Genomic DNA, 22,346 nt, shown 5'->3' with positions numbered 1-22,346 from the left:
CACCGTGAGCGCACAGGACAACATCACCGTCGTTCAGGGTTTCATCGACAACGTCTTGAACGAGGGAGACCTCTCCGCCCTGGAGAAGTACTGGACCGAGGACATGGTCTGGCGCGGGGGCAGCCTCGGCGAGTACCACGGCCTGGCGAACTTCAGGAAGTTCGCCGAGGCCAACACCACCGGCGCCTTCACCGGCATGCACCTGGAGCCGCAGCGGTTCCTGGCGGACGGCGACACCGTCATCGCGCTGTTCACCAACAGCGGCGTCAACACAGGTCCGTTCATGGGCACGCCCGCCACGGGCAAGGCGGCCAAGTGGAACGGCGTGGGCATCTACCGCATCCACGACGGCAAGATCGCCGAGGCGACCTTCGTCGAGGACGTCCTCGCCATGCTCCTGCAACTCGGCATCACCAGCCTGCCCTCAGCCTCCTGACCGGCGAGCCGCAGTAGAAGACCTACGTCAAGGACCTGGAGAAGGCACTGTCATGAGGATCACCGTCTTTGGCGCCAGCGGCAGTGTCGGCCACGTGCTCCTCCCCGAAGCGCTGCGGAGGGGTCACGAGGTCGTCGCCGTCACCCGCGACCCCTCCAACATCACGCTCCGCCATGCGAATCTGACGGTAGCGGTCGCCGGACTCGACGACGTACCGGCCTTGGAGAAGGCCCTCTCCGGAGCTCAAGCGGCGATCATCAGCCTCGGCGACGCCGTCTGCGACACAGGCACCCGCACCATCGTCACCGCGATGCGGAACACCGGCGTACGACGCCTGGAGGCGCTCACCGGATTCGGCACCAGCGCCATCAGCCGACGCCAACTCACCCCCGCGATGCGAGGCGTGCTGGGCGCGGTCCGTCTCCTCGCCCGCTCCGGCGTCCTGGCCAAGGAGCGCCAGGACGCCCTGGTGCGCGCCTCCGGCCTCACGTACACGATCGTCCAGCCGCCCACCCTCACGTTCGGCCCCACCACCGGCGCCTATCGGCATGGTGACTACCGAGGCAAATCCATCCTCGGCCGGATCTCCCGAGCCGACCTCGCCGAGTTCATGCTCGACAACCTGGAACAGGAGCGCTACGCGGACGAGTCGGTGTACGTGCAGAAGTGAAGTGGAGTGCCGCCGGACAGGATCGGGGGATTACCACCAAGGGGTGCAGGTGATGCCGCTGACGGGGGAGACGCTGGTCACCTGCGCGCAGACACGGAAGGCCCGACTCGCCGAGTTGCTGGTCGGGTAGGCCGGGGTTGTGATCCTGGCGCCGCTTGCGCTCGTAGTGAACGGGCCGCACTGGATCCACGAGATCTTGCCGTCGTTGGTGACATCCATCCAGACCCATCCGATGGCACTGGGGCCCCAAGTGCTGGAGCTGGTGCTCAGGACGCCCCACCCCATTGGTGTGCCGCCGACGTTGCCGGTGTGCATCTCGTACGAGGCGACGGCCCACGGAGTGCCGCCGAAGTTGGCTATGACTGCCCCGGCCCCCGCCACACCGCGTCCGCTGAGACTGTCCGGGATGTCGGTGAAACCTTTCGCACCTCCCGCGCAGTCCGACGCCGCCGCCTGAGCCGTACCGGAAGAACCGGCCATGAGCCCTGCCCCGAGCACGAGCGCGGCCGTTCCCACGCTGAAGATCCGGCGGATACTGCGCATGTCTTCTCCTTGGTCGAAGCGCTGGGAGCGCCCACTGGTCGGCCCTTTGCCGCAACGCTCGCGGTCAAGAGGTCCCCGAGCCGGCGCCTGGAACGGTAGACCGTGCCCGGGACATCGCGTCCCTGACAGATGTCAGGGTGCTGACCTGGCGAAACAGCTCCCGGCAGGGCGAGAGGGGCCCCGGCTGTCACCTGGGCCCCTGTGGGCATGCAGGAGGTGCTCAGTCCCAGACGGACTCGGAGAGCGGACGCCACTTCTCGTCGGATTCCGCCTGGGCCCGTGCCGCGGCGCCGGCGTACCGCACGGCGTCGCGGCCGAGCAGGAGACGGACCGGGACGTCGTCCCGTGCGGCCAGTTCCACGACGGTCCGGGCGACCCGGTCGGGGTCGGCGGAGTTGGCCGCGGCGATCTCGGGGTCCAGGTCCCTGATCATGCCGACGAAGGCCCCGACCGTCTGCTGGTAGGGCTCGCTGATCGGCGGGATGGTCATGGACGAACCCGCCCAGTCGGTGCGCATGCCGCCCGGCTCCAGCACGGTGACCTTGACGTTGAAGGGGGCGATCTCCTGCGCGAGCACGGTGGAGAAGCCGCCCACGGCCCACTTGGCGCTCTGGTAGGCGGCGAGGCCCATCGAGCCGATCCGGCCGCCGAGGGAGGAGACCTGGAAGATGTGCCCGGAGCCCTGGCCGCGCAGGATCGGTACGACGGCCTTGCTGACGTGGACGACGCCGTAGAAGTTCGTGTCGATCTGGGCGCGGAAGTCGTCGAGCGTCACGTCCTCGACGGAGGCAACATCGCCGTATCCGGCGTTGTTGACGACCACGTCCAGACGGCCGTACCTCTTCAGACCCTCCTGTACGGCGCGCTGGACGGCGTCATTGTCGGTGACGTCGAGGGCGACGGGGTGGACGCGGTCGCCGTAGCGGTCGGCAAGGTCGTCGAGCTGGGCGGGCTTGCGGGCGGTGGCCACCACCCGGTCGCCGGCTTCCAGGGCGGCGGTGACGATGGAGCGGCCCAGGCCCCGGGAGCTTCCGGTGACGAACCATACGTTGGACATGGGGTGCTCGATTCCTGTGCTGATGCGGGGTGGGGAACCGGCTGAAGGATCGTCCGGAGGCTGCTCCGGAGAGGGTCCGATATTTCAGACCGCCGGTACCTTGCGATGCCCCCAACGTAAGGTACCGGCGGTCTGATGTCAAAAAAGACCGAAGGTCTGTAAAGTGCTGGGCGTGAGTTCTTTCCAGCGTGCGCGCAACGACGAGCAGCGGGCGATCCGTCGGCGGGCCATCCTCGATGTCACGGTCGCGATGCTCGACGAGATGCCGGTGAGTGCGGTCAGCCTGAACGAGCTGAGCCGTCGGGTGGGGCTCGCCAAGTCGAATGTGCTGCGCTACTTCGAGTCCCGGGAGGCGATCCTTCTGGAGCTGCTCGATCACGACTGGAAGGAGTGGACGGAGCGACTGGCGCCGTTGCTGGCTGCCGGGGTGGACGCGGACGCGCCGGTGGACGAGCGGTGCGAACAGTTCGCCTCCGTCGTCACGGCCTCCCTCGCCGAGCGCCGGGTGTTGTGCGATCTGCTCAGCGCGCAGGCCGGCGTACTGGAGCACAACGTGTCCCCGGAAGTCGCCGCCCGCTACAAGAGGGCAGCCGTCGCCAATGTCGAGTCACTCGCGGCCCTGGCTCTGGTCCACCTCCCCGAACTGGGCGACCGGGCCGCACAGTTGGCCGCTGCGACGATCATGACCATCGGCGTGGTGTGGACCCACTCCCGTCCGTCACAGGCGATGCTCACCGCTTACGACGCCGACCCCTCCCTCGCCGCCCTCAGCATGCACTTCAGCCCCACCCTCCAGGAGATGATCGCCACCCTCACCACAGGCACCCTGGCCCGCGCTCGAACCTCCATGTGAGTCACACGCACCCGCCAGCTCGAACGACCGGCCGGCGGCTCCAGAGTCAGGGGTCGACGAGCTTGGCCACGGCCTGCACCACGACTTCGCGCCGGGACGCGGCGGGCACCAGTGCGGGCACGTCCTCTCCGGCCTGCTGCCACATGTTCGCCAGGGTGAGGACGAGGGCGAGGATCCGCTCCGCGGACAGCTCGCCGGTCACTGTGCCGCGTTCCTGTGCGCCACGGATTGCTGAGACCTTCTCGGCCATGGCTGCCGCGACGCTCGCGTGCTGGGCGCCCTCGCCGCGTTCCAGGTAGTACCAGGCCAGGAAGCGGACCACGTCCGGGTGCTGGGTCCCGATGTCGTGGAGGGCGCCCGCGTATTCGGGCAGATGGTCGGCGTCGATCGGAACCGAGGACACCGTCAGTTCCACGATGTCCTCGAACAGGGCGTCGTACAGCTCTGCCTTGCCCTTGTAGAACGAATAGACGAGGCCCGGGCTTATCCCCGCTCGCTCCGCGAGTCGGTCCACCCGGGCTCCGGCCAGGCCGAACGCGGCGAACTCGGCGAGAGCGGCTTCGAACAGCTGTTTCTTCTTGGCTTCAGGGTCTCGGGTGCGCACCCGTCCATAGTAAGGAATGAACGTTCATTTGACAAAGGTGAGGGTCATGTGCAAGATCCATAATAAATGTTCATTCAGTAATGACGATGGATCGCATGTCCCGCTGAACTCCCGCGGCGAATTCGCGCCGTGATCGTCACTTGCGGCGCCTTTCCGCAGGACCCACTCCCTTACATCTGGAATGAGGCCCCACAATGTCCGCGACCGCCACCACCGGCCCGGCCCCCGGCCGTCGAGCTTCCGTCGGCGCAATGGGGCTGTTGCTGGTCGTGTCCGCTTACCTCGCACTGCCTGCGGGCTTCGCGTCGACGATTCAGCAAGGCCTGGAGATTCCTGACGACTACATGGCCTGGCTGTTCGGTGACTTCGTCCTCGGCCTGACCGCGCTGGTGTTGTTCGGCGGGCTCATCGTGAACCGTTGGGGTCTTCGGCGCACACTCCTGATCGCCATGGTGGTCTTCGCCGGCGCAGGAGTGATCGCGGCAGCGGCCACCAGCCGGCAGATGCTGTTCGGTGCGCGGTGGCTGCAAGGTGGCTCCGGGATACTTCTCATCCGGGGCGCCGTAGCGGTGCTCGCGGCGGCCCGTCCGGAAACGACCGCCAGGCGCGGATCCGCGGAGACGGCAGCCGTTCTGGCAACTGGCCTTCTCCTGGGCGCCCTTGCAGGAGCCGCTCTCGGATCCGCACTGCCCTGGCGGATGATGTTCCTGGCAACTCTGGCCGTGATCATCGCGGCGCCGCCGACCGTCGCGAACATCGACCTGCCGGTGAGCCCGCCGCGAACTCCCCAGCGCTCGACGGTCCTTGCCGTACTGCTCGCCACGTTCGGTCTCCAGTGCCTCGTCTACGGGATCACATCCGGGTTTGCCCTGGGCGTGGAGGACCCGCGGACGTCCTGGCAACTCATCGCTGCACCCCTGTTGTTGCTGCTGGCGGGAGTCGCGTACCGACGTTCCGGTTATCAGCCCTGACCTCGCTTTTCGGGCGCAGGTCGGCCACCTGCGTCAGCGGGCATGTTCGTTCAGGAGGGCAACTGCGCGGCGCTGGTGTAGATGGACTTGTGGTCCAGGTAGCTGCTGAGTCCCTCGGGGCCGTACTCACGCCCGATACCGCTGGCCTTCAGGCCGCCGAACGGTGAGTCGAAGTCGATCGCGTAGTAGTTGACGCCGATCGTGCCGGTGCGCACCCGGCGGGCCACGTCCACTCCGCGCGCCTCGTCGGCGGTCCAGACGGACCCGGCGAGACCGTACTCGGAGTCGTTAGCGATCCGCACGGCGTCGGCCTCGTCGTCGTACGGAATGATGGCGAGGACCGGTCCGAACACCTCCTCGCGGGCGAGCCGGTCGGCGTTGTCCACGTCGGCGAAGACCGTGGGCTCGACGAACCAGCCGCGCTCGTGTCCCGCGGGCCGCCCGCCGCCGGTGATCAGCCTGGCCGACGACGCGATGGCTGTGCCGATGTGGCCCAGCACGCGTTCCTGGTGGGCCTTGCTGGCCATCGGGCCGCAGGTCGTCGCCGGATTCAGTGGATCGCCGACGACCATGCCGGCGGCGAAGCCGGCCACGGCCTCGACGACCTCGCCGTAGCGTGAGCGCGGCGCGAGGATGCGGGACTGGAGTGTGCAGGTCTGGCCGTTGTTCATGAAGGAGGCGGCGTCCAGCCCGGCGACGAACGTGTCGAGGTCGGCGTCGTCGAGCACGATCGAGGCGGACTTGCCGCCGAGTTCCAGTGTGCAGCGACGGATCAGGCGCCCGCACTCGGCGGCGATCGCACGACCGGCCGCGGTGGAGCCGGTGAAGGCGACCTTGTCGACACCGGGATGGCTCACGAGGTAGGCACTGGCCTGCCGATCGGCGAGCACGATGTTGAGCACACCCGCGGGCAGGCTGGCCTCGATGGCGGCGTCCGCCAACAGGTAGCTGTCGAGCGCGGTTTCCGGTGACGGCTTGAGTACGACGGTGCAGCCGGCGGCGAGGGCCGGGGCGAGCTTGCTCAGAGCCAGCCCGAGCGGGAAGTTCCAGGGAGTGATCGCGGCGACGACGCCGACGGGTTCGCGGCGCACGATGGTGGCTCCCCGCATGCTGGGGCGAGGGGCCTCCAGGGGGAACTTCTCGATGAGGTCGGCGTTGCGGCGCAGATGACCGGCCGGCCCGAGCCCGTTGGTCTGCCGCGACAGGGCGATGGGCATGCCGTTCTCGCGGCTCACGAGGGTGGTCGCGAGGTCTGCTCGCTTGTCCCACGCGTCGGCGAAACGGCGCATGACCTCGGCGCGCTCGGCCGCGGTGCTGCGGCCCCAGGGCCCGCTGTCGAGGGCGGCGCGGGCGGCGGCGACGGCGGCGTCGATGTCGGCCGGGCCGGCCATCGCGGCGGTGCCGATGGGTTCCTCTGTGGCAGCCTCCAACGCCACATGGCGTTCGTCGGTGCTGGGGGCGAGCCAGGTACCACCGACGAAGAACGCCGGGCGGTCGAGGGCGGTCCGGTTTTGCACGGTGCTCATGAGCCAGTCTCCTTGGGAACGTGTGTTCGAGTGGAAGGGTGTAGGGGTGCGCGAGTGCCACGTGAACGCCGCAGACGTCACCTCGCGAGCGACACCATTGGTTCGCGACGCCGCCATGGTTCGCGGCGCTCGGTGGCGCGGTGGCGCGGTGGCGCGGTGGCGCGGTGGCGCGCGACGCTCGACGGCGCCGTGGTGCGTGGTGGTCTCTGCTCCGCCCGGGTTTCCGTAGCCCGCGCGATCGGCCGTCCAGCGGTCAGCCGGGATCGGCACCAGTGGGGTGCGGGTCGTCGGCCGGGTACGGCTGCCCGGTGCCGGACTTCGATGCCGCCCAGCTGGCGAGCATCCGCAGCGCGTCCTCCGACGGGCTGTCCGGCTCGGGCGTGTACATGAGCAGCATCTGGCCGGGGTCGGCCAGCCGCGTGGACTCGTACGCGACCTCGACGTCACCCACGACAGGATGGTGTACGCGTTTGACGCCGGTGGCGTACGAGCGCACGTCATGGCGGGCCCAGCGGACCCGGAAGTCCTCGCTGCGGGTGGACAACTCCCCGATCAGGGCGGTGAGCTGTGCGTCGAAGGGCGTTCGCCCGGCCTCGGCTCGCAACAGGCTGGCCGAGTAGTCCGCGATCCTGTCCCAGTCGCGCCAGAAGGTACGCGCCGCCGGGTCCAGGAACACGAAGCGGGCGGTGTTGACCGGCCGTCCCGGGTCGGCGTACATCGGCTCGTAGAGCGCCCGGCCGAGGGCGTTGGTGCCGATGACGTCGAGGCGCCCGGTGAACACGACCGCCGCGGTCGTGGTCATCGAGTCGAGAATGCGCTGGACCGGAGCCCGCAGTACGGGCTGTGCCGCGGAGGAGGCGGGTCGGCGGGCGACCCCGGCGTTGAGCAGGTCGCGCAGGTGCGCACGTTCCGCCTCGTTGAGCTGCAACGCGTGATTGATGCCGTCGAGGACCGATTCGGACACACCGGTGGCATCGCCGCGCTCCAGGCGGATGTAGTACTCGACGCTGATACCCGCCAGCGTCGCCACCTCCTCACGGCGCAGTCCCTCGACCCGTCGGCTACCGCCGAAGACCGGCAGACCTGCCTGCTCGGGGGTCAACCGGGCTCGGCGGGTCGCGAGGAATTCGCGGATCTGTTCCCGCGCACTCGCCCGGACCTGCTCTCGATCGCTCATGAACTCCACGGTACGGCGACGACCGCCGACCAAGGAGTCACGCCCAGTGCCCCCTTCCCGGGAACCGTCAGCCACCGTCGGAAGGGAACGGCACGGAGCAGCTGTCTGGACTACCTAGGCCACTTCCACAACGTCTGAGCCGGTAAGGCGCCGCGCCCTGAGCCGCGACTGTCCGATAGCTCGTACGGGTGACGGCCAGGCACGGCGTACGCCGCCGTCACGAAATGACCGGTACGACGAGGGGGTACCGAGTCCTCTCATTCTCCGCTCGCCGCGCGAAGGGGCACGGTCCATCGAAAGGGGCTGCTCCGCCGTGACTGTTCGAGGCGACGAGTCGGCACACCATGCACTCCATCCAGCGACGGAACAGGATCTGACCCCACAGCGGCTCAAGGATTCCTGGTTGCCGCCCACCCCTGACACGCCGGTCCTGGCCGCCGGACGGCTCTGGCAGACCCGGGTGGCGACTCCGCAGGACGGCTCCCTGGTCCAGGAGCTGCACGACCGCTGCTCGCAGCGCTCGCTGTACCAGCGATACCTGTCTCCCCTTCGCCGGCTCCCGGCGAGCATGCTGAACCGGCTCCTGGAGCCCAGCTTCAGCCATACCTTGCTCGCGCAGTCCGACTCGGGGAGCCCCGTCGCCATGGGGATGCTGGCCCGCGGCCCGGAGGACCACGGCGGCCGAGAGGTGCATCTGGCCGTGCTGGTCGAGGACGCCTGGCAGCGTCAGGGCCTGGGAACCGCGCTTACCGAACGTCTGTTGCGCCTGGCGGAGCAGGCCGATGTCTCCCGTGTCCACGCTGACGTCCTGGCGGACAACTCCGCGATGCTGCGCATTCTCCACCGGGCCGGTGGAGTGGTACGCGAGAGGGAGTGCGGCGTTGCGTCGCTCACTGTGGCCACGGCCCGATCTGACGCTGCGGCGAACTTCGTTCACGCCGGGAAGGCGTAGAACGCGAGCCAGGGACACGTACATGCCGAGTGAGGCGCGTTGGAGTTCACCTTTCCTGATGGATGGACAGTTCCTGGGCGCGAAACGGGCATAAAGGGTCACCGTGCTCTGGTAGACAAGATCGTCCAAGGTTTCTCGTGCCTGCTCACGGGAGTTGGTACGGCGGGCGCCGACGACGTCGCCCGCACGGCCTCTCGGCGGCGGTCGTCCAGCCCTGGCATCGGCTCGATCAGGGCCGACCACTGGCCGGCCGTAGCCACTGGACCCCCCCCACGTACGACCGGTCATGCCCTGTGTGGGCTGACCCTTTTCTGATCAGGAAACCCATGGAAACGTTCACGACTCGGCGCCGCATCCGGATGAGCGACGCGGATATCTACGGCAACGTGCACAACCTCTCGATCATCCAGTACGCGGAGGACACGGCGGTCGAGTGGGCGTGGACCCTGCGAGACGAACTCGGCATCGAGTCCTACTGGGGCACCGCGAACGTCCAGGCCGGCTTCACCATGCCCCTGCCGTGGACGCTGGCCGAGGTCGGAATGTCCCTCCAGGCGGAAAAGGTCGGACGGGCCAGCCTGTCCCTCGTCACCCGCATCACGTCGGACCACGGCGAGCACGCCACCGTCCGCGCGCGCTACATCCGCTTCGACTCCACCGGCACCCGCAGTACCATCTCGCCGCAGGAACGCGAGTGGTACGCCCGCTACCTCGCCCCCGACACGCAGCCTGCGGGCCGGATCCTGGCGGGAGTTCAGGGTTAGGGCGGATCCGGACGGCAGGCTGCCGTAGGGCCATCAACTCCCTTGGTCCGCAACGCCCTTGTCCTGGCGGCTGAGCTGTGGATGACTGGCGGCGCACCGAGGGAGAGTGAGTATGGGCAACTGGGCCGTGATCGCCGAGTACTACAGCGACGTGTACAGGACCGAGTTCATCTGCCGTGGGCAGGAGACGAAGGGTCAGGCACTGGAGGAGCTACGTGCTGCCCTCCACACGTATCTGCCGAGCAAGAACATCGTGGAGAAGCGACGCCAGGTGTACCGCTTCGCCGATCGGGAGTCGTATCTGGTGGTGATCAAAGGCAGGATGTCGGAGTGGGAGTGCACTTTGCGCGTCGCGGAGTTGGTCTCGGACTCGGCCGACCCGCTCGTGGCCGAGCGAGTGCGGTTGGAAGAAGTCGGGGCGGAGGAGACTGGCGGACCACAGGACCGGGTTCCGCCCGGCTGGTGAGTGACGGGCCGGACTTCGCTGGGCTCGGTCGCCCCGCGGCAGCAAGGACCGGGGTGATCAACCGTAGACTGCCGCACCACCAGCGTGTGTCATGCGGATCGTCCGGCGGAGAGGACGGCGAGGGTTGATGCATGTGCGCAGCCGCCCACGGCGCCAGCGCCTGGAGGCTGGGGTCGAGCGTGGGCCCGTGACCGTGGCGGACTGAAGCTCGCAGAGCCAATTCTTCAGCTAACGGTCACTGTCCTGAGGTGGATGGCCCATCGGGCGATTTCTAAGATCGCGGCGTGCGATGGCGACGGATAATCGTGTTCGGCTCGGCCGGTCTGCTGGTGGTGGCGGCTGCCGTCGGGGTCTACTCCTACGGTTCCTTCTTCGGCTGGTGGGCGCGCCCGACCGTCCACGACGCGCCGGAGGCGAAACCGGCGGCCGTGGAGCCGGTGGCGAGCGGGCTGCGGCTCCCCTTCGACCTGGCGTTCCTCCCCGACGGGTCGGCGCTGGTCACCGAGCGGGAGACCGGCCGTCTGCGGAAGGTCACCGCGGACGGGCAGCTCACCGAGGTTCGGACGATCCGGGAGATCGCCGAGCCGACCAAGCAGGCCGGGTTGCAGGGAGTGGCGGTCTCGCCTTCCTACGAACGGGACGGCTGGGTCTACGTCTACTACACCACCGCCAAGGACAGCCGGGTGGGCCGACTGCGGCTGGACTCGGCGGCCCCGCCCGAGCCGATCCTGACCGGCATCCCCAGCGGTGAGATCCACAACGGCGGGCGGATCAGGTTCGGCCCGGACGGCATGCTCTACGTGACCACGGGTGAAGCCGACGACCGTTCGAGGGCCCAGGACCGCGACGACCTGGGCGGCAAGATCCTGCGGGTCACGTCCGCGGGCAAGCCCGCGCCGGGCAACCCGATCGAGGGTTCTCCCGTGTACAGCTGGGGGTTCCGGGACCCGCAGGGACTCGCCTGGGACGAGAAGGGTCAGCTCTACGTCTCCGAGTTCGGCCACCACAATCTCGACGAGCTGAACCGGGTCGAACCCGGCGGCAACTTCGGCTGGCCCGAGGTGGAGGGCACCGGCGGAGAGTCCGAATTCACGGACCCGATCGCGACCTGGAAACCTGCCGACGCCTCACCCAGCGGCATGACCTACCACGACGGCCGGATCTGGGTCGCCGCCCTGCGCGGCGAACGGCTCTACCGGATCGCCACCGACGGCTCGTCGGCCGAGCAGTTGCTGACCGGCCAGTACGGCCGACTACGACTCGTGACGGAGGCCCCGGACGGCTCACTCTGGGTGCTGACCAACGGCCGTACCGGCCCCGACTACGACCTGATCCTCCGGGTGACCCCCTGAGGGGGGAGAAGACCTGCACCGAGCGGCCGGGGCGCCGGAGATCAGTGCTCGGGTCTGGGAGGTCGCTGCATCAGCGCGGCGGCGGCCTGTTCGGGTCCGTCTGAGGCCATCCGTCGTGGTGCGGGAAGGGTGGCTCGTCGACCCCGGCAACTTCGTCGGCGACGTCGGGCTCGACGAGGTCTGCCCGCCGGGCGTCGACGTCGCCCGCTACCTGAACTACCACGAGGATCCGGGAGGGCTCTCGCTCGCGCTGGGGAGGGACGCGATCGCCAGCGTTCAGCGGATCGCTGTTCCGCTCCCCGACACCTGGGACGGCGGCTGGGTGCGCGATGCCGTCGCGGCTCTCGAGGGCGTGAGCGGCACCGCCGTCCCGGCGACCGGCGAGCCGGCCCGCATCATGCGGCCGTCATCGGCGCGAGCCGTCCTGGGCCGAGAGCCGGGTGCATTCCTGGCTGGCAGACTGCCGGTCAACCTCCAGGGCCAGTTCGCGTCGGCCGCGGCGTTCGCGGAGGAAGAGGACCCAGAACAGTGGGCGCGACGGACCAGCGGCCTGTTCGATCTGATCGACGATCCGGCTCGCGTGCTGGCTGCGCTCGACGAGCAAGATCTCCGGGAGGTCTGAGAACGGCCTGTCCGCTCCTGAGGGGCAGGGAGCCCGGAGGCCGCTGCCCGTCTTCCAGTTTGGCGCCGCCCTGAGTCGGGCGAGCGGGAGCAATGGCCGACCGCTCCCGCCCCGCTGTTCCGCGTCGGGGCCTGGGCGTACTCGTGTGAGGCCGTCAAAGGTCTTGGTGGAGACCGATGCGTGTCCCGGCTGGTGCATTGACGGGTCTCATCGGTGTCCTGCTCGGGGCTTCGGCGATCAGCGTCGTTGTGGCGTCCGGCCGGTGGCGGCAGAGCGTCTCCTCAGGGACACCGCCGGAACCCGGCCCCCCACCCGATTGATACGTCGGCGCGGTCGTGGGCCTGCGCAGCGGCATCGTGGTGCGCACCGGCGGTCCCGGGTTCGAGGGTGGCGAGTTCCTCGTAGCGCTCGGCCGCCTCCTCGCGCGGCGCGGCCAGCCGGCGCAGAGCCTCGGCGCGGGCTGGCCGCGGGTCCGGCACCGTCGCGGGTGAGGTGGTGCAGCTCGTCGGTGCGGTGGTCCTCGGAGGTGGCCAGCACGGCGAGACAGGCGCTTACGGTGACGGCCCGTTCGCGGCGGGCCCGCTCGGCGGACTCGGCCCGCAACCTGCGAGACGCAGGAGACCACCAACAAGATACGCCGGATCCACGAAGCCAACTACGGCGTCTACGGAGCCTGAAAGGTCCACGCCGCTCTCTTGTGTAAGGGGGCGCGAGGTGGCTCGCTGCACAGTCGAGCACCCCCGCACCACCCCCCCCGCACCCGAAACCGACCGGCCCCGGCTACGTCAGCGCCAAGTGGTGGCCGACTGCCGGCCTCCGTCTGTCCAGCTGCGGGAGTGGAGTGGGAGACGAATGGGAGACGATCAAGCCGAGGGAGCTCGAATTGCCTCCAGAAGTCTCTAGATCAGGGGCATTGGTCTGTCGCTCGGAAGGCCTTGCTCAGCCCGCCGACTCCGCCGCGTGCGGGCTCAGCGCACCCGTCGTCACCAGCGCGATGATGACGATGCCGAGTGCGATGCGGTAGTAGACGAACGGCATGAACGACTTGGTCGAAATAAATTTCATGAACCACGCGATGACGGCGTACCCGACCGCGAACGCGATGACCGTCGCGAAGGCCGTGGGGCCCCAGGAGACATGACCGCCCTCACTCGCGTCCTTGAGCTCGAAGAGCCCGGAGGCGAGCACCGCCGGCATGGCGAGAAGGAAGGAGTAACGGGCCGCCGCCTCACGGGTGTAGCCCATGAACAGACCGCCGCTGATGGTCGCGCCCGACCGGGAGACGCCGGGGACCAGGGCCAACGCCTGGCAGAGGCCGTAGAGCAGGCCGTCCCTGGTGTTCAGGTCCTGGAGTGTCTTGCGTTCCCTGGCGGCCCGGTGCTTTCCGCCGGTCTCGTCGCGCGCCGCGAGCCGGTCGGCGATGCCGATCACGATGCCCATCACGATCAGCATCGTCGCGGTGATCCGCAGATCGCGGAACGGCCCCTCGATCTGGTCCTTGAGCGTCACCCCGAGCACGCCGATCGGAATCGAGCCGACGATGACCAGCCAGCCCATCTGCGCGTCGTGATCGCTGCGCATCGCCTTGTTCACGAGCGAGCGGGACCACGCCGAGATAATCCGCGCTACATCCTTGCGGAAGTAGATCAGCACTGCGGCCTCGGTGCCGAGCTGGGTGATCGCGGTGAAGGCCGCGCCCGGGTCCTCCCAGCCCGCGAACGCCGCCGTCAGACGCAGATGCGCGCTGGAGGACACGGGAAGGAACTCGGTCAGCCCCTGGACGAGTCCGAGGACGAGGGATTCAAACCAAGACATGAAGTTACGTGGTCCCAGTACTGATCGTGGAGGGGCGACGGGCGCACCGCGCCGAGGATCGAATTGATCACGGGTGGTGTTGGGGGCAGCGTAGCGTCCCCGTCCGACAGCCCCGCCACAGGGGTTTCATGGAGGGGCGGCGAGGGGTGCGTGCGGAGCCCGGTACGGGTGCCGGGTGACCACGCTCTCGGTGTTGACCTGCGGCTGGGCCGACGCTTACGTTTCAGTGGAAGGGAAAGCGCTTGCTGCCGCCGGAGATCATCCGGGTGCCAGCATGCGTTGGCCAACGTCTGACGACCACGTCCGATGGAGTGCTGATCACGCCCATGCCCACACCCCGCCACGCCACCAGCGCCGCGACCTCCGCGAACCGCCTCCCGGCCCCGCTGGACGGCCGCCGTATCAGGGCGGCCGTCATCGGTACGGGTGCCATCGCGCGCGGGAGTCACGTCCCCGCGCTCGCCCGACTCGCCGGGGAGGGGGAAACGGAGATCGTCGCCGCGGTCGACATCGCCGAGGACGCCGTACGGGAGTTCTGCGCGGATGCAGGCATTCCGCACGCCTACACCGATCTCGACCGCATGCTTGCGGAGCAGCGGCCGGATCTGGTCGTCATCTGCACGCCGCCGACCCTGCACCGCGAGCAGACCGTCGCCGCGCTGCGCGCGGGTGCCTGGGTGTGGTGCGAGAAGCCGCCGGTTCCGACGCTCGCGGACTTCGACGCCGTCGAGGCGGAGGAGGGGCTCGACGGGGGCCCGTACGCCGCGATCGTGTTCCAGCACCGCTTCGGCTCGGGCGCGCGCCATGTGAAGCGTCTGATCGCCGAGGAGGCCATGGGCCGTCCCCTCGTCGCGCACTGCCAGACCACCTGGTACCGCAACGCCGACTACTACGCCGTGCCCTGGCGCGGACGCTGGGAGACCGAGGGCGGCGGGCCCGCGATGGGTCACGGCATCCACCAGATGGATCTCCTGCTCGACCTGATGGGCCCGTGGAGCGAGGTGCGTGCCATGGCCGGACGCCTCGTGCACGACGTGGAGACGGAGGACGTGTCGACCGCTCTGGTCCGTTTCCGGAACGGCGCGCTGGCGACCGTCGTCAACAGCGTCCTGAGCCCGGACGAGGTCAGCCGTATCCGCATCGACTGTGAACGCGCCACCGTCGAGCTCACCCACCTCTACGGGCACAGCAACGACAACTGGCGCGTCACCCCGGTTCCGGGAACAGCGGACGCGGACGTGACGGCCTGGCGGGACTTCGGTGCGGACGTGCCGAGTTCGCACCTCGCACAGCTACGGGACCTGATCGCGAGCATGCGCGCGGGTGAGCGGCCGCGCAGCAGCGGCGCCGACGGGCGTACCAGCCTGGAGCTGATCACGGCGCTCTACAAGTCGGCGTTCACGGACACGACGGTCCGTGCCGGGGAGATCGGTCCGGGGGATCCGTACTACACGGCTCTGCACGGAGGCGCGGCCGGCTGGGCGCCGCGGGTTCCCGAGGTGGCCGTGGCCCAGGAGGTGACGGCATGACCACGTCCGCGCCGAGCGGCCTGCGGATCGTCCACGCGCACGGCGAGCGCGTGACCATCAGCGAAGTCGGCACCGGCGTCGAGCTGTTGGGCTATGTCTATGGTCCCGAGGCCGCGTGGGAGTCCCCGAAGCCGTATCTGCATCCGCTCAGGACGCTGGCTGACAACGTCGTCACCGACTACCGGCCCAATGATCACCGCTGGCACAAGGGCCTCCAGATGACGGCCTCGCACCTCTCCGGCCAGAACCTGTGGGGCGGCAACACCTATGTGCACGGCGAGGGATATCTCGAACTCCCCGAACGTGTCGGGTCGATGGCGCACGTCGCCTTCGACCGGGTGGACTCGGACGGCAGCCGCGCGGTCATCGTCGAACGGCTCACCTGGCACCCGTACGACGGTGATCTGTGGGCGGAGGAGGAGCGCCGGATCGAGGTGCACGACGTCGATCCCGAGGCGGGCTCCTGGGCGCTGACCTGGACCACGGCGGTCACCAACCGGCGTGCCGAGCCGCTGCGTTTCGGCAGCCCGACCACCGCCGGCCGCGAAATGGCGGGCTACACGGGCCTGTTCTGGCGCGGCCCGCGTGGCTTCCGGGACGGCCGGATCCTCGGCCCCGACTCCGAAGGACCCGGCCTGATGGGGCGACAGGCGCCCTGGCTGGCCTACTCGGCGGAACACGACGGCTCCGACGGACACGCGACGCTCGTCTTCGCGCATGCCCCGGAGAACGACCACACCGGAGAACGGGGAGCCCACCCGGCCCACTGGTTCGTACGCAGCGAACCCTTCGCCGCCGTCGCCCCGTCGCTCGCCTTCTTCGACGAACTGGAACTGGCTCCCGGAGACACGCTCACCCGCCGCTACCGGATCGTCGTGGCCGACGGTGCCTGGGAGCGCGAGCATGTCGCCAAGTACCTGGAGGAGCACCCGTGGTGAGTGGGCGGGTGCCGGGCGAGGCGGGCGCTCTGGCCGGACACCAGGGTGCCCTCGCCGGACTCGAGGGCCCTTTCGCCGGACTGCCGGGAGGCGTCGCCGTCTCGCACCTGCGCGTGTACGACTGGCCCGCGGCCGACGGCGTCCGCGGCGGAACTCCCCATATGCATCTGACCTGTTCGGAGGCGTACGTCGTCACCGGCGGGCGCGGCGCGGTGCAGACGCTGACGACGTCCGGGTACGAGGTGACGCCGCTGTCGCCCGGCACCGTCGCGTGGTTCACCCCGGGCACCATCCACCGGCTGGTCAACGAGGGCGACCTGCGCATCACCGTCCTCATGCAGAACAGCGGGCTGCCGGAGGCGGGCGACGCCGTTCTCACACTGCCGCCGAGATACCTCACCGACGCCGAGACGTACGCGGCCGCGACAGCCGTCCCGGCCGACGCGCCCGAGGAGGAGCGGGAGCGGGTCGCCCGGGCCCGGCGTGACCTCGCGGTCGAGGGCTACCGCGCGCTGCGTGACGCGGACGGGCCCGAGTCGCTCGCCGCGTTCCACCGGGCCGCGGCCGCGCTGGTGCGGCCCCGGCTCGCCGAGTGGCGCGAGCGGTGGCGACGGGGCGCCGAGGCTGCCGCCGCTGCCACGGGGGAGCAGCTCGACCGGCTGGAGCGGGGGGACGCCTCCCACCTCGGCGACGCCCTCGTGCGCGCCGAACAACCGTCCGCGCACGGCCGGTTCGGGATGTGCGGGCGGCTCGACGTCTACGACGTCCGAGACGTGGACCTGTAGGTAGCCGGAGCCGGAGCCAGCTCTGCGGCTGTAGCTGTAGCCCTATCCGTGCCGGAGCCCGTTACCCGTGCCCGGCGTTTCGCGGTAGCCGGCCGCTACGCGACAGCTGGTCCAGTCACCGTCCAGCCCGGGGCCTGCGGGTGTGCCGTGAGGTCGGCGTGGTCGACCTCCTTGCCGCACTCCCGGCAGACCACCTGCGGAACCAGCTCATTGCCGCAGGTGTGCTCCAGCACCATGGGCCGGAAGCCGTCCTCCTGGAGATGCCGGTCGCCCCACGCCATCAGTGTGAGCAGAACCGACTCCAGCTCCAGCCCGGCCTCGGTGGGCCGGTACTCGTACCGCTTGGGGCGGTCGCTGTACTCGACCTTCTCCAGCACACCGGCGTCGACGAGCCGTTTCAGCCGGGCGGTGAGTACGTCGCGCGGGGCGCCGATGTTGCGTACCAGCTGGTCGAAGCGGGTGGCGCCGAGCGAGACCTCGCGCAGCACCAGCAGGGAGTACTTCTCGCCGACCAGGGCGAGTGTCGCGGCGATCGAGCAGGGGCGGGCGTCCTTCATGGGTTCAGTCTACGGGGTGGGTTGGTTGTTCCAACCCACTGAGTTACTCTGGAGTCACTTGGCGGGTTTGGAAAGCAAACTCTATGGGTTTGGAGATCAGACATGCGTGACGCCGTGATCGTCGAAGCCGTACGCACCCCTGTCGGCAAGGGCAAGCCGGACGGCTCCCTCGCCCACGTCCACCCGGTGGAACTCCTCGCCCACACGCTGCGGACCCTTGTCGAACGCACCGGAGTGGACCCTGCGCTGATCGACGACGTGATCGGCGGGACCGTCGACCAGGTCGGCGAGCAGGCCATGAACACCACGCGCTACGCCGTGCTCTCGGCCGGCTTTCCCGACACCGTGCCCGCGACCACGGTGGACCGCCAGTGCGGGTCGTCCCAGCAGGCCGTGCACTTCGCCGCACAGGGCGTCATGTCGGGTGCCTACGACCTGGTCGTCGCCTGCGGTGTGGAGTCGATGAGCCGCGTGCCCATGTGGTCGAACGTGCCAACGGGCAAGGACCCCTTCGGGCCCGGTGTCGCCGAGCGCTACCCGGAGGGTCTTGTGCCGCAGGGCATCAGCGCCGAGCTCATCGCCGCCAAGTGGGGCATCTCGCGCGAGCGTATGGACGCGTTCGCGGTCGGCTCGCACCTGAAGGCGGCGGCGGCCTGGGACAACGGTCTGTTCGACGCCGAGGTCGCGCCTCAGGAGGGGGTGGCCCGCGACGAGTGCGTCCGGCCGGCCAGCACCACGGAGACACTCGCCGGGCTGAAGCCCGCCTTCTACGACCCCGGCTTCGGCGAGCGCTTCCCGCAGATCGACTGGTCGGTCACCGCGGGCAACGCGAGCCCGATCAACGACGGCGCGTCCGCCGTGCTCATCACGTCGAGCGAGACCGCCGCCCGCCTCGGCCTGCGCCCTGTCGCCCGCCTGCACAGCTTCGCCGTCACCGGCTCCGACCCGCTGCTGATGCTCACCGGCGTCGTCCCGGCCACCGAGAAGGTGCTCCGCAGGGCGGGCCTGACCCTCGGCGACATCGACCTCTTCGAGGTGAACGAGGCCTTCGCGGCTGTCGTCCTGGCCTGGCAGCAGGAGACGGGAGCCGACCTCGCCAAGGTCAACGTGCACGGCGGAGCGATCGCCATCGGACACCCCCTCGGCGCGAGCGGAACACGCCTGACGACCACCCTCGTCCACGCGATGCGTGCCCGCGGAGCCCGCTACGCCCTCCAGACGATGTGCGAGGCGGGCGGACTGGCCAACGCGATGATCCTGGAGTCCGTGTGACCCCGCCCCGGGCGGCGACAGTGGCCTAGCGGGGCGCCGCAGGAGGGACGGGGTTCGGCGCCGTGGCCCACGCGTCGGTGACGCGACGTACGCGGCGGTCTGACCCCGCTCAGGTCGGCGGCGCTGGCCTGAGCGGGGCCCGCGCAGGAAGGCGGGCGAGACCCGCGCCGTGGCCCACGCGTCGGCGACGACGCACGCGGCGGTGTGACCGTGGCCCTGGACGGGACCGCTTGCGGTGGCCTAGCGAGGGCCGCGCAGGTGGTGCCGCTTGCGCCAGGCGACCACGACGCCGGCGAGGGCCGGTACGGCGATGAAGGCCATCGCGATGAGGAAGGCGGGCGAGGTCGGCGCCGAGGCCTGGGCGCCGGCGACGACGTACGCGGCGGTGTTCGGGATCGTGCCGAGCGCCGTCGCGAGGAGGAACGGCAGCCAGCCCATACGGGAGACGGCCGCGCAGTAGTTGGCGGCCCAGAACGGGATGCCGGGGAAGAGGCGGGCCGCCATCATCGAGCGGAAGCCGTGGCGGCTCAACTGCCCGTCCGCCGCCTGCAGCCAGCGGCCGCGCAGCAGCGGTCGCAGCGCGTCCTGTCCGAGGAGGCGGCCGAGCCCGAAGGAGAGCGCGCCGCCCAGCACCGTGCCTCCGATGGCGGCGGCGAGACCCAGCTGGGAACCGAAGAGCGCGCCCGCCGCGAGGCTCAGCAGCGGCCTGGGCACGAACGCGACCGTGACCAGCCCGTACGCCGCCGCGAAGGCGACGACCGCCGCCGCGCCGTTGAGCTGCGGTGGCCAGCCGTCGGAGAGGAGCCGTTGTGGTTCGAAGAGCAGCACGCTCGACGCGGCCCCGGCGAGCAGCACCAGCAGCAGGGAGAGCCGCGACCAGGGCGAGAGCAGGGCTCTCGTGCAGCGGGCGGCCAGGCCGGTGGGCATGACGGTGAGACCTGTTGGTGTGGCGACGGCGATCTCCGCGCTGAGGGAAAGTTCCTTCGCGGCGGTGTACTCCGTGCCGGCGGCCGGGGGAGTGGCCGTGGCGGTGCCCCCAGAGCGGGTGGTGGCATCGAGCATCCGGCGACACTAACCGACCAGGGTGTGTGATCGCCGTATGGTTCGTCTCATGGGCGTCACAGCTTCGGGAACGTCAGGTGCGCGGCCCGAGGTGCCGAACAGCGTATTGGCGGACACCCTGTTGGACCGGCTCACGCTCACGTACGCCGCGGCGGCCGATCCGGAACGGGCCGTGTCGATGCGGGCGTACATGAAGGACGTCGCCCCCTTCCTCGGTCTGACCACCCCCGATCGCCGCGCGCTGTCCCGGACCGTCCTCCTGGACACGCCGCGTCCCGACGAGACGGACTGCACCGCCGTCGCGCTGCGCTGCTGGGCCCTGCCGGAGCGGGAGTACCACTACTTCGCCGTCGACTTCCTGCACCGGCACGTGAGGCAACTCACCTCCGGCTTCCTGCCGGTGGCGCGGCATCTCGTCTCCACCGTCCCCTGGTGGGACACCGTCGACGCACTCGCCTCCCACGTGGTCGGAGGCCTGGTGGCCGCCGACCCGAAGCTGCGGACCGACATGGACGCGTGGATCGAGGACGACGACCTGTGGGTCGCGCGTACGGCCCTGCTCCACCAGCTCCGCCACAAGGACGCCACCGACACCGAACGCCTCTTCGGGTACTGCGTCCGACAGGCCGGGCACCCCGACTTCTTCATCCGCAAAGCGATCGGGTGGTGCCTGCGTGAGTACGCGAAGACCGACCCGCAGGCGGTACGGGACTTCGTGGCCCGGGAACGCGGGCGCCTGGCGCCGCTGTCCGTACGCGAGGCCCTGAAGAACATCGGCCCCTGAAGTCCCCTGGTACAACAGCGGACACATCCGACTCCACGGTGCGAAAAACCATTCGACGTGGGCAGACGCGTCGGCGAAGATCTCCTCATGTTCCGGTACGCCTTCCTCCCCGCGGCATCCGCAGTCGCGGATGCGCCGAAGGCTGCCGTCCCGATCATCGCGGCCGCACTCGACGGCGCCCGAAGCTGACCCTTCCCGGACAGTCCGGCGGACCCCGCAGGGGGAGGGTCGGCAAGTCCTTGGGGTCCCCGTCCCGGCCCGTTCGCGCCGGGGCCATCACTCAGCTCCGCTGACACTGAAGAGGCTTCGAGGTACAGCCATGCCCAAGACGGCTTACGTGCGGACCAAGCCGCACCTGAACATCGGCACCATGGGGCACGTCGACCACGGCAAGACCACCCTGACCGCCGCCATCACCAAGGTTCTCGCCGACCGCGGTTCCGGCACCTTCGTTCCGTTCGACCGGATCGACCGTGCCCCGGAGGAGGCCGCGCGCGGCATCACCATCAACATCGCGCACGTCGAGTACGAGACCGACACCCGGCACTACGCGCACGTCGACATGCCGGGCCACGCCGACTACATCAAGAACATGGTCACGGGCGCGGCCCAGCTCGACGGGGCGATCCTCGTCGTCTCCGCGCTCGACGGGATCATGCCGCAGACCGCCGAACACGTGCTGCTCGCCCGGCAGGTGGGCGTCGACCACATCGTCGTCGCGCTGAACAAGGCCGACGCGGGCGACGAGGAGCTCATCGACCTCGTCGAGCTGGAGGTCCGCGAACTGCTCTCCGCGCACGGGTACGGGGGTGACTCCGTACCGGTCGTACGGGTGTCCGGTCTCAAGGCCCTCGAGGGGGACCCGCGCTGGACGGCGTCGATCGACGCGCTGCTCGACGCGGTGGACACGTATGTGCCCATTCCGGAGCGGTACCTGGACGCGCCGTTCCTGTTGCCGGTCGAGAACGTGCTCACGATCACCGGGCGCGGGACCGTCGTCACCGGGGCGGTCGAGCGCGGCACGATCCGCGTCGGGGACCGCGTCGAAGTACTCGGCGCCGCCGTCGACACGGTGGTCACCGGCCTCGAGACCTTCGGCAAGCCCATGGAGGAGGCGCAGGCAGGGGACAACGTGGCACTGCTGCTGCGCGGCGTGCCGCGCGACGCCGTCCGGCGCGGGCACATCGTCGCCGCGCCCGACAGCGTCGTACCCGGTCGTCGGTTCTCGGCACGGGTGTACGTCCTGTCGGCGCGCGAGGGCGGGCGTACGACGCCTGTGTCCACGGGGTACCGGCCGCAGTTCTACATCCGCACCGCGGACGTGGTCGGCGACGTCGACCTCGGGGAGACGGCCGTCGCCCGGCCCGGCGAAACCGTCACGATGGCGGTGGAGCTGGGGCGGGACGTTCCCCTGGAGCCCGGTCTGGGCTTCGCGATCCGTGAGGGGGGCCGGACGGTCGGCGCGGGAACGGTGACGTCGGTCGGCTGACCGCCACTCGGCGGTGGGGGGGGGGGGGGGGGGGGGGGGGGGGCCCCCCCCCCCCGCGGGGGCCCCCCCCCCCCGCCCCCCCCCCCCCCCCCCCGGCGGGGGGCCCCCCCCCCCCCCCCCCG

Annotated in this window: 24 protein-coding genes; 16 read left to right on the top strand and 8 right to left on the bottom strand. The window is 69.9% G+C overall.

Translation table 11 applies throughout. The features are described from left to right. Positions 1–4 precede the first annotated feature (4 nt). Positions 5–436, top strand: coding sequence for an ester cyclase (locus tag ACIBLC_RS10340; RefSeq protein WP_399210344.1), 432 nt, complete (start codon positions 5–7; stop codon positions 434–436). 52 nt (positions 437–488) lie between these two features. Beyond that, positions 489–1,106 carry an NAD(P)-dependent oxidoreductase gene (locus ACIBLC_RS10335; protein ID WP_399210343.1) on the top strand — a complete coding sequence of 206 codons (618 nt, stop codon included), beginning with the start codon at positions 489–491 and terminating at the stop codon, positions 1,104–1,106. A gap of 30 nt (positions 1,107–1,136) precedes the next feature. Here the strand turns inward: ACIBLC_RS10335 and ACIBLC_RS10330 are convergent, their stop codons facing one another. After that, positions 1,137–1,649, bottom strand: a complete 513-nt coding sequence (locus ACIBLC_RS10330) for a hypothetical protein (protein WP_383689801.1) — start codon at positions 1,647–1,649, stop codon at positions 1,137–1,139. A 220-nt stretch (positions 1,650–1,869) separates the two neighbouring features. Beyond that, complete coding sequence (locus tag ACIBLC_RS10325; protein WP_399210342.1) at positions 1,870–2,706, bottom strand: SDR family NAD(P)-dependent oxidoreductase; 837 nt, start codon at positions 2,704–2,706, stop codon at positions 1,870–1,872. Positions 2,707–2,878: 172 nt separating this feature from the next. Here ACIBLC_RS10325 and ACIBLC_RS10320 point away from each other — a divergent pair, with 172 nt between their 5' ends. Beyond that, positions 2,879–3,559, top strand: a complete 681-nt coding sequence (locus ACIBLC_RS10320; protein WP_399210341.1) for a TetR family transcriptional regulator — start codon at positions 2,879–2,881, stop codon at positions 3,557–3,559. Positions 3,560–3,605: 46 nt separating this feature from the next. On the opposite strand, the gene ACIBLC_RS10315 is transcribed toward ACIBLC_RS10320, so the two are convergent. Continuing rightward, entirely contained in the window at positions 3,606–4,163 is a 558-nt protein-coding gene (locus ACIBLC_RS10315) for a TetR family transcriptional regulator (RefSeq protein WP_387178742.1), read from the bottom strand. Between the two features lie 251 nt (positions 4,164–4,414). On the opposite strand from ACIBLC_RS10315, the gene ACIBLC_RS10310 reads away from it, so the two are divergent. After that, positions 4,415–5,134: an MFS transporter gene (locus ACIBLC_RS10310; RefSeq protein ID WP_399210340.1), complete on the top strand. Its 720-nt coding sequence runs from the start codon at positions 4,415–4,417 to the stop codon at positions 5,132–5,134. A 50-nt stretch (positions 5,135–5,184) separates the two neighbouring features. Here the strand turns inward: ACIBLC_RS10310 and ACIBLC_RS10305 are convergent, their stop codons facing one another. Both ACIBLC_RS10305 and ACIBLC_RS10300 read right to left on the bottom strand, forming a co-directional pair. Further along, positions 5,185–6,660 (bottom strand): aldehyde dehydrogenase, encoded by a 1,476-nt coding sequence (locus ACIBLC_RS10305; protein ID WP_399210339.1) that lies wholly within the window; start codon positions 6,658–6,660, stop codon positions 5,185–5,187. Between the two features lie 253 nt (positions 6,661–6,913). Beyond that, on the bottom strand, positions 6,914–7,837 hold the full coding sequence (locus ACIBLC_RS10300) for a helix-turn-helix transcriptional regulator (RefSeq protein WP_399210338.1): 924 nt from the start codon (positions 7,835–7,837) through the stop codon (positions 6,914–6,916). 403 nt (positions 7,838–8,240) lie between these two features. On the opposite strand from ACIBLC_RS10300, the gene ACIBLC_RS10295 reads away from it, so the two are divergent. From ACIBLC_RS10295 to ACIBLC_RS10270, 6 genes are all read left to right on the top strand, one after another. Continuing rightward, on the top strand, positions 8,241–8,789 hold the full coding sequence (locus ACIBLC_RS10295) for a GNAT family N-acetyltransferase (RefSeq protein ID WP_399210337.1): 549 nt from the start codon (positions 8,241–8,243) through the stop codon (positions 8,787–8,789). Between the two features lie 326 nt (positions 8,790–9,115). After that, positions 9,116–9,553, top strand: a complete 438-nt coding sequence (locus ACIBLC_RS10290) for an acyl-CoA thioesterase (protein ID WP_399210336.1) — start codon at positions 9,116–9,118, stop codon at positions 9,551–9,553. A 112-nt stretch (positions 9,554–9,665) separates the two neighbouring features. Then, the gene (locus ACIBLC_RS10285) at positions 9,666–10,019 is read left to right on the top strand and encodes a hypothetical protein (RefSeq protein WP_399210335.1); all 354 of its coding nucleotides are present in this window, start codon (positions 9,666–9,668) and stop codon (positions 10,017–10,019) included. A 284-nt stretch (positions 10,020–10,303) separates the two neighbouring features. Beyond that, positions 10,304–11,371: a PQQ-dependent sugar dehydrogenase gene (locus ACIBLC_RS10280; RefSeq protein WP_399210334.1), complete on the top strand. Its 1,068-nt coding sequence runs from the start codon at positions 10,304–10,306 to the stop codon at positions 11,369–11,371. A 115-nt stretch (positions 11,372–11,486) separates the two neighbouring features. After that, on the top strand, positions 11,487–11,993 hold the full coding sequence (locus ACIBLC_RS10275; RefSeq protein ID WP_399210333.1) for a hypothetical protein: 507 nt from the start codon (positions 11,487–11,489) through the stop codon (positions 11,991–11,993). A 335-nt stretch (positions 11,994–12,328) separates the two neighbouring features. Next, positions 12,329–12,484: a hypothetical protein gene (locus ACIBLC_RS10270; protein ID WP_399210332.1), complete on the top strand. Its 156-nt coding sequence runs from the start codon at positions 12,329–12,331 to the stop codon at positions 12,482–12,484. Positions 12,485–12,932: 448 nt separating this feature from the next. On the opposite strand, the gene ACIBLC_RS10265 is transcribed toward ACIBLC_RS10270, so the two are convergent. Continuing rightward, complete coding sequence (locus tag ACIBLC_RS10265) at positions 12,933–13,808, bottom strand: undecaprenyl-diphosphate phosphatase (RefSeq protein ID WP_399210331.1); 876 nt, start codon at positions 13,806–13,808, stop codon at positions 12,933–12,935. 326 nt (positions 13,809–14,134) lie between these two features. Between ACIBLC_RS10265 and ACIBLC_RS10260 the strand changes: the two genes are divergently transcribed. The 3 genes from ACIBLC_RS10260 to ACIBLC_RS10250 are packed head-to-tail and all read left to right on the top strand — an operon-like array spanning position 14,135 to position 17,060. Next, positions 14,135–15,337: a Gfo/Idh/MocA family protein gene (locus ACIBLC_RS10260; RefSeq protein ID WP_399210330.1), complete on the top strand. Its 1,203-nt coding sequence runs from the start codon at positions 14,135–14,137 to the stop codon at positions 15,335–15,337. Beyond that, positions 15,334–16,275, top strand: a complete 942-nt coding sequence (locus ACIBLC_RS10255) for a PmoA family protein (RefSeq protein WP_399210329.1) — start codon at positions 15,334–15,336, stop codon at positions 16,273–16,275. The genes ACIBLC_RS10260 and ACIBLC_RS10255 overlap by 4 nt, the downstream gene beginning before the upstream one ends. 29 nt (positions 16,276–16,304) lie before the next feature. Continuing rightward, the gene (locus tag ACIBLC_RS10250; protein ID WP_399210454.1) at positions 16,305–17,060 is read left to right on the top strand and encodes a cupin domain-containing protein; all 756 of its coding nucleotides are present in this window, start codon (positions 16,305–16,307) and stop codon (positions 17,058–17,060) included. A 95-nt stretch (positions 17,061–17,155) separates the two neighbouring features. Here the strand turns inward: ACIBLC_RS10250 and ACIBLC_RS10245 are convergent, their stop codons facing one another. Beyond that, entirely contained in the window at positions 17,156–17,617 is a 462-nt protein-coding gene (locus ACIBLC_RS10245) for a winged helix-turn-helix transcriptional regulator (protein WP_399210328.1), read from the bottom strand. A 102-nt stretch (positions 17,618–17,719) separates the two neighbouring features. Here ACIBLC_RS10245 and ACIBLC_RS10240 point away from each other — a divergent pair, with 102 nt between their 5' ends. Next, positions 17,720–18,889, top strand: a complete 1,170-nt coding sequence (locus tag ACIBLC_RS10240) for a thiolase family protein (protein ID WP_399210327.1) — start codon at positions 17,720–17,722, stop codon at positions 18,887–18,889. A 240-nt stretch (positions 18,890–19,129) separates the two neighbouring features. On the opposite strand, the gene ACIBLC_RS10235 is transcribed toward ACIBLC_RS10240, so the two are convergent. Continuing rightward, the gene (locus tag ACIBLC_RS10235; protein ID WP_399210326.1) at positions 19,130–19,951 is read right to left on the bottom strand and encodes a TVP38/TMEM64 family protein; all 822 of its coding nucleotides are present in this window, start codon (positions 19,949–19,951) and stop codon (positions 19,130–19,132) included. 49 nt (positions 19,952–20,000) lie between these two features. On the opposite strand from ACIBLC_RS10235, the gene ACIBLC_RS10230 reads away from it, so the two are divergent. Then, the gene (locus ACIBLC_RS10230; protein ID WP_399210325.1) at positions 20,001–20,735 is read left to right on the top strand and encodes a DNA alkylation repair protein; all 735 of its coding nucleotides are present in this window, start codon (positions 20,001–20,003) and stop codon (positions 20,733–20,735) included. Between the two features lie 319 nt (positions 20,736–21,054). Beyond that, entirely contained in the window at positions 21,055–22,224 is a 1,170-nt protein-coding gene (tuf, locus tag ACIBLC_RS10225) for an elongation factor Tu (protein WP_399210323.1), read from the top strand. Positions 22,225–22,346: the final 122 nt, after the last annotated feature.

The organism is Streptomyces sp. NPDC050535, from assembly GCF_044457665.1.
Classification (GTDB): Bacteria; Actinomycetota; Actinomycetes; order Streptomycetales; family Streptomycetaceae; genus Streptomyces.
Note: the sequence above shows the minus strand (reverse complement) of the source record. Positions and strands in the feature narration are given on the sequence as shown.

What these genes read in the sequence shown, in the direction of transcription:
- ACIBLC_RS10265 (WP_399210331.1), bottom strand. Translation starts at nt 13,808, where the DNA reads ATGTCTTGGTTTGAATCCCTCGTCCTCGGACTCGTCCAGGGGCTGACC.
- ACIBLC_RS10330 (WP_383689801.1), bottom strand. Translation starts at nt 1,649, where the DNA reads ATGCGCAGTATCCGCCGGATCTTCAGCGTGGGAACGGCCGCGCTCGTG.
- ACIBLC_RS10335 (WP_399210343.1), top strand. Translation starts at nt 489, where the DNA reads ATGAGGATCACCGTCTTTGGCGCCAGCGGCAGTGTCGGCCACGTGCTC.
- ACIBLC_RS10240 (WP_399210327.1), top strand. Translation starts at nt 17,720, where the DNA reads ATGCGTGACGCCGTGATCGTCGAAGCCGTACGCACCCCTGTCGGCAAG.
- ACIBLC_RS10310 (WP_399210340.1), top strand. Translation starts at nt 4,415, where the DNA reads ATGGGGCTGTTGCTGGTCGTGTCCGCTTACCTCGCACTGCCTGCGGGC.
- ACIBLC_RS10245 (WP_399210328.1), bottom strand. Translation starts at nt 17,617, where the DNA reads ATGAAGGACGCCCGCCCCTGCTCGATCGCCGCGACACTCGCCCTGGTC.
- ACIBLC_RS10255 (WP_399210329.1), top strand. Translation starts at nt 15,334, where the DNA reads ATGACCACGTCCGCGCCGAGCGGCCTGCGGATCGTCCACGCGCACGGC.
- ACIBLC_RS10260 (WP_399210330.1), top strand. Translation starts at nt 14,135, where the DNA reads ATGCCCACACCCCGCCACGCCACCAGCGCCGCGACCTCCGCGAACCGC.
- ACIBLC_RS10230 (WP_399210325.1), top strand. Translation starts at nt 20,001, where the DNA reads ATGGGCGTCACAGCTTCGGGAACGTCAGGTGCGCGGCCCGAGGTGCCG.
- tuf (WP_399210323.1), top strand. Translation starts at nt 21,055, where the DNA reads ATGCCCAAGACGGCTTACGTGCGGACCAAGCCGCACCTGAACATCGGC.
- ACIBLC_RS10235 (WP_399210326.1), bottom strand. Translation starts at nt 19,951, where the DNA reads ATGCTCGATGCCACCACCCGCTCTGGGGGCACCGCCACGGCCACTCCC.
- ACIBLC_RS10285 (WP_399210335.1), top strand. Translation starts at nt 9,666, where the DNA reads ATGGGCAACTGGGCCGTGATCGCCGAGTACTACAGCGACGTGTACAGG.
- ACIBLC_RS10290 (WP_399210336.1), top strand. Translation starts at nt 9,116, where the DNA reads ATGGAAACGTTCACGACTCGGCGCCGCATCCGGATGAGCGACGCGGAT.
- ACIBLC_RS10300 (WP_399210338.1), bottom strand. Translation starts at nt 7,837, where the DNA reads ATGAGCGATCGAGAGCAGGTCCGGGCGAGTGCGCGGGAACAGATCCGC.
- ACIBLC_RS10305 (WP_399210339.1), bottom strand. Translation starts at nt 6,660, where the DNA reads ATGAGCACCGTGCAAAACCGGACCGCCCTCGACCGCCCGGCGTTCTTC.
- ACIBLC_RS10325 (WP_399210342.1), bottom strand. Translation starts at nt 2,706, where the DNA reads ATGTCCAACGTATGGTTCGTCACCGGAAGCTCCCGGGGCCTGGGCCGC.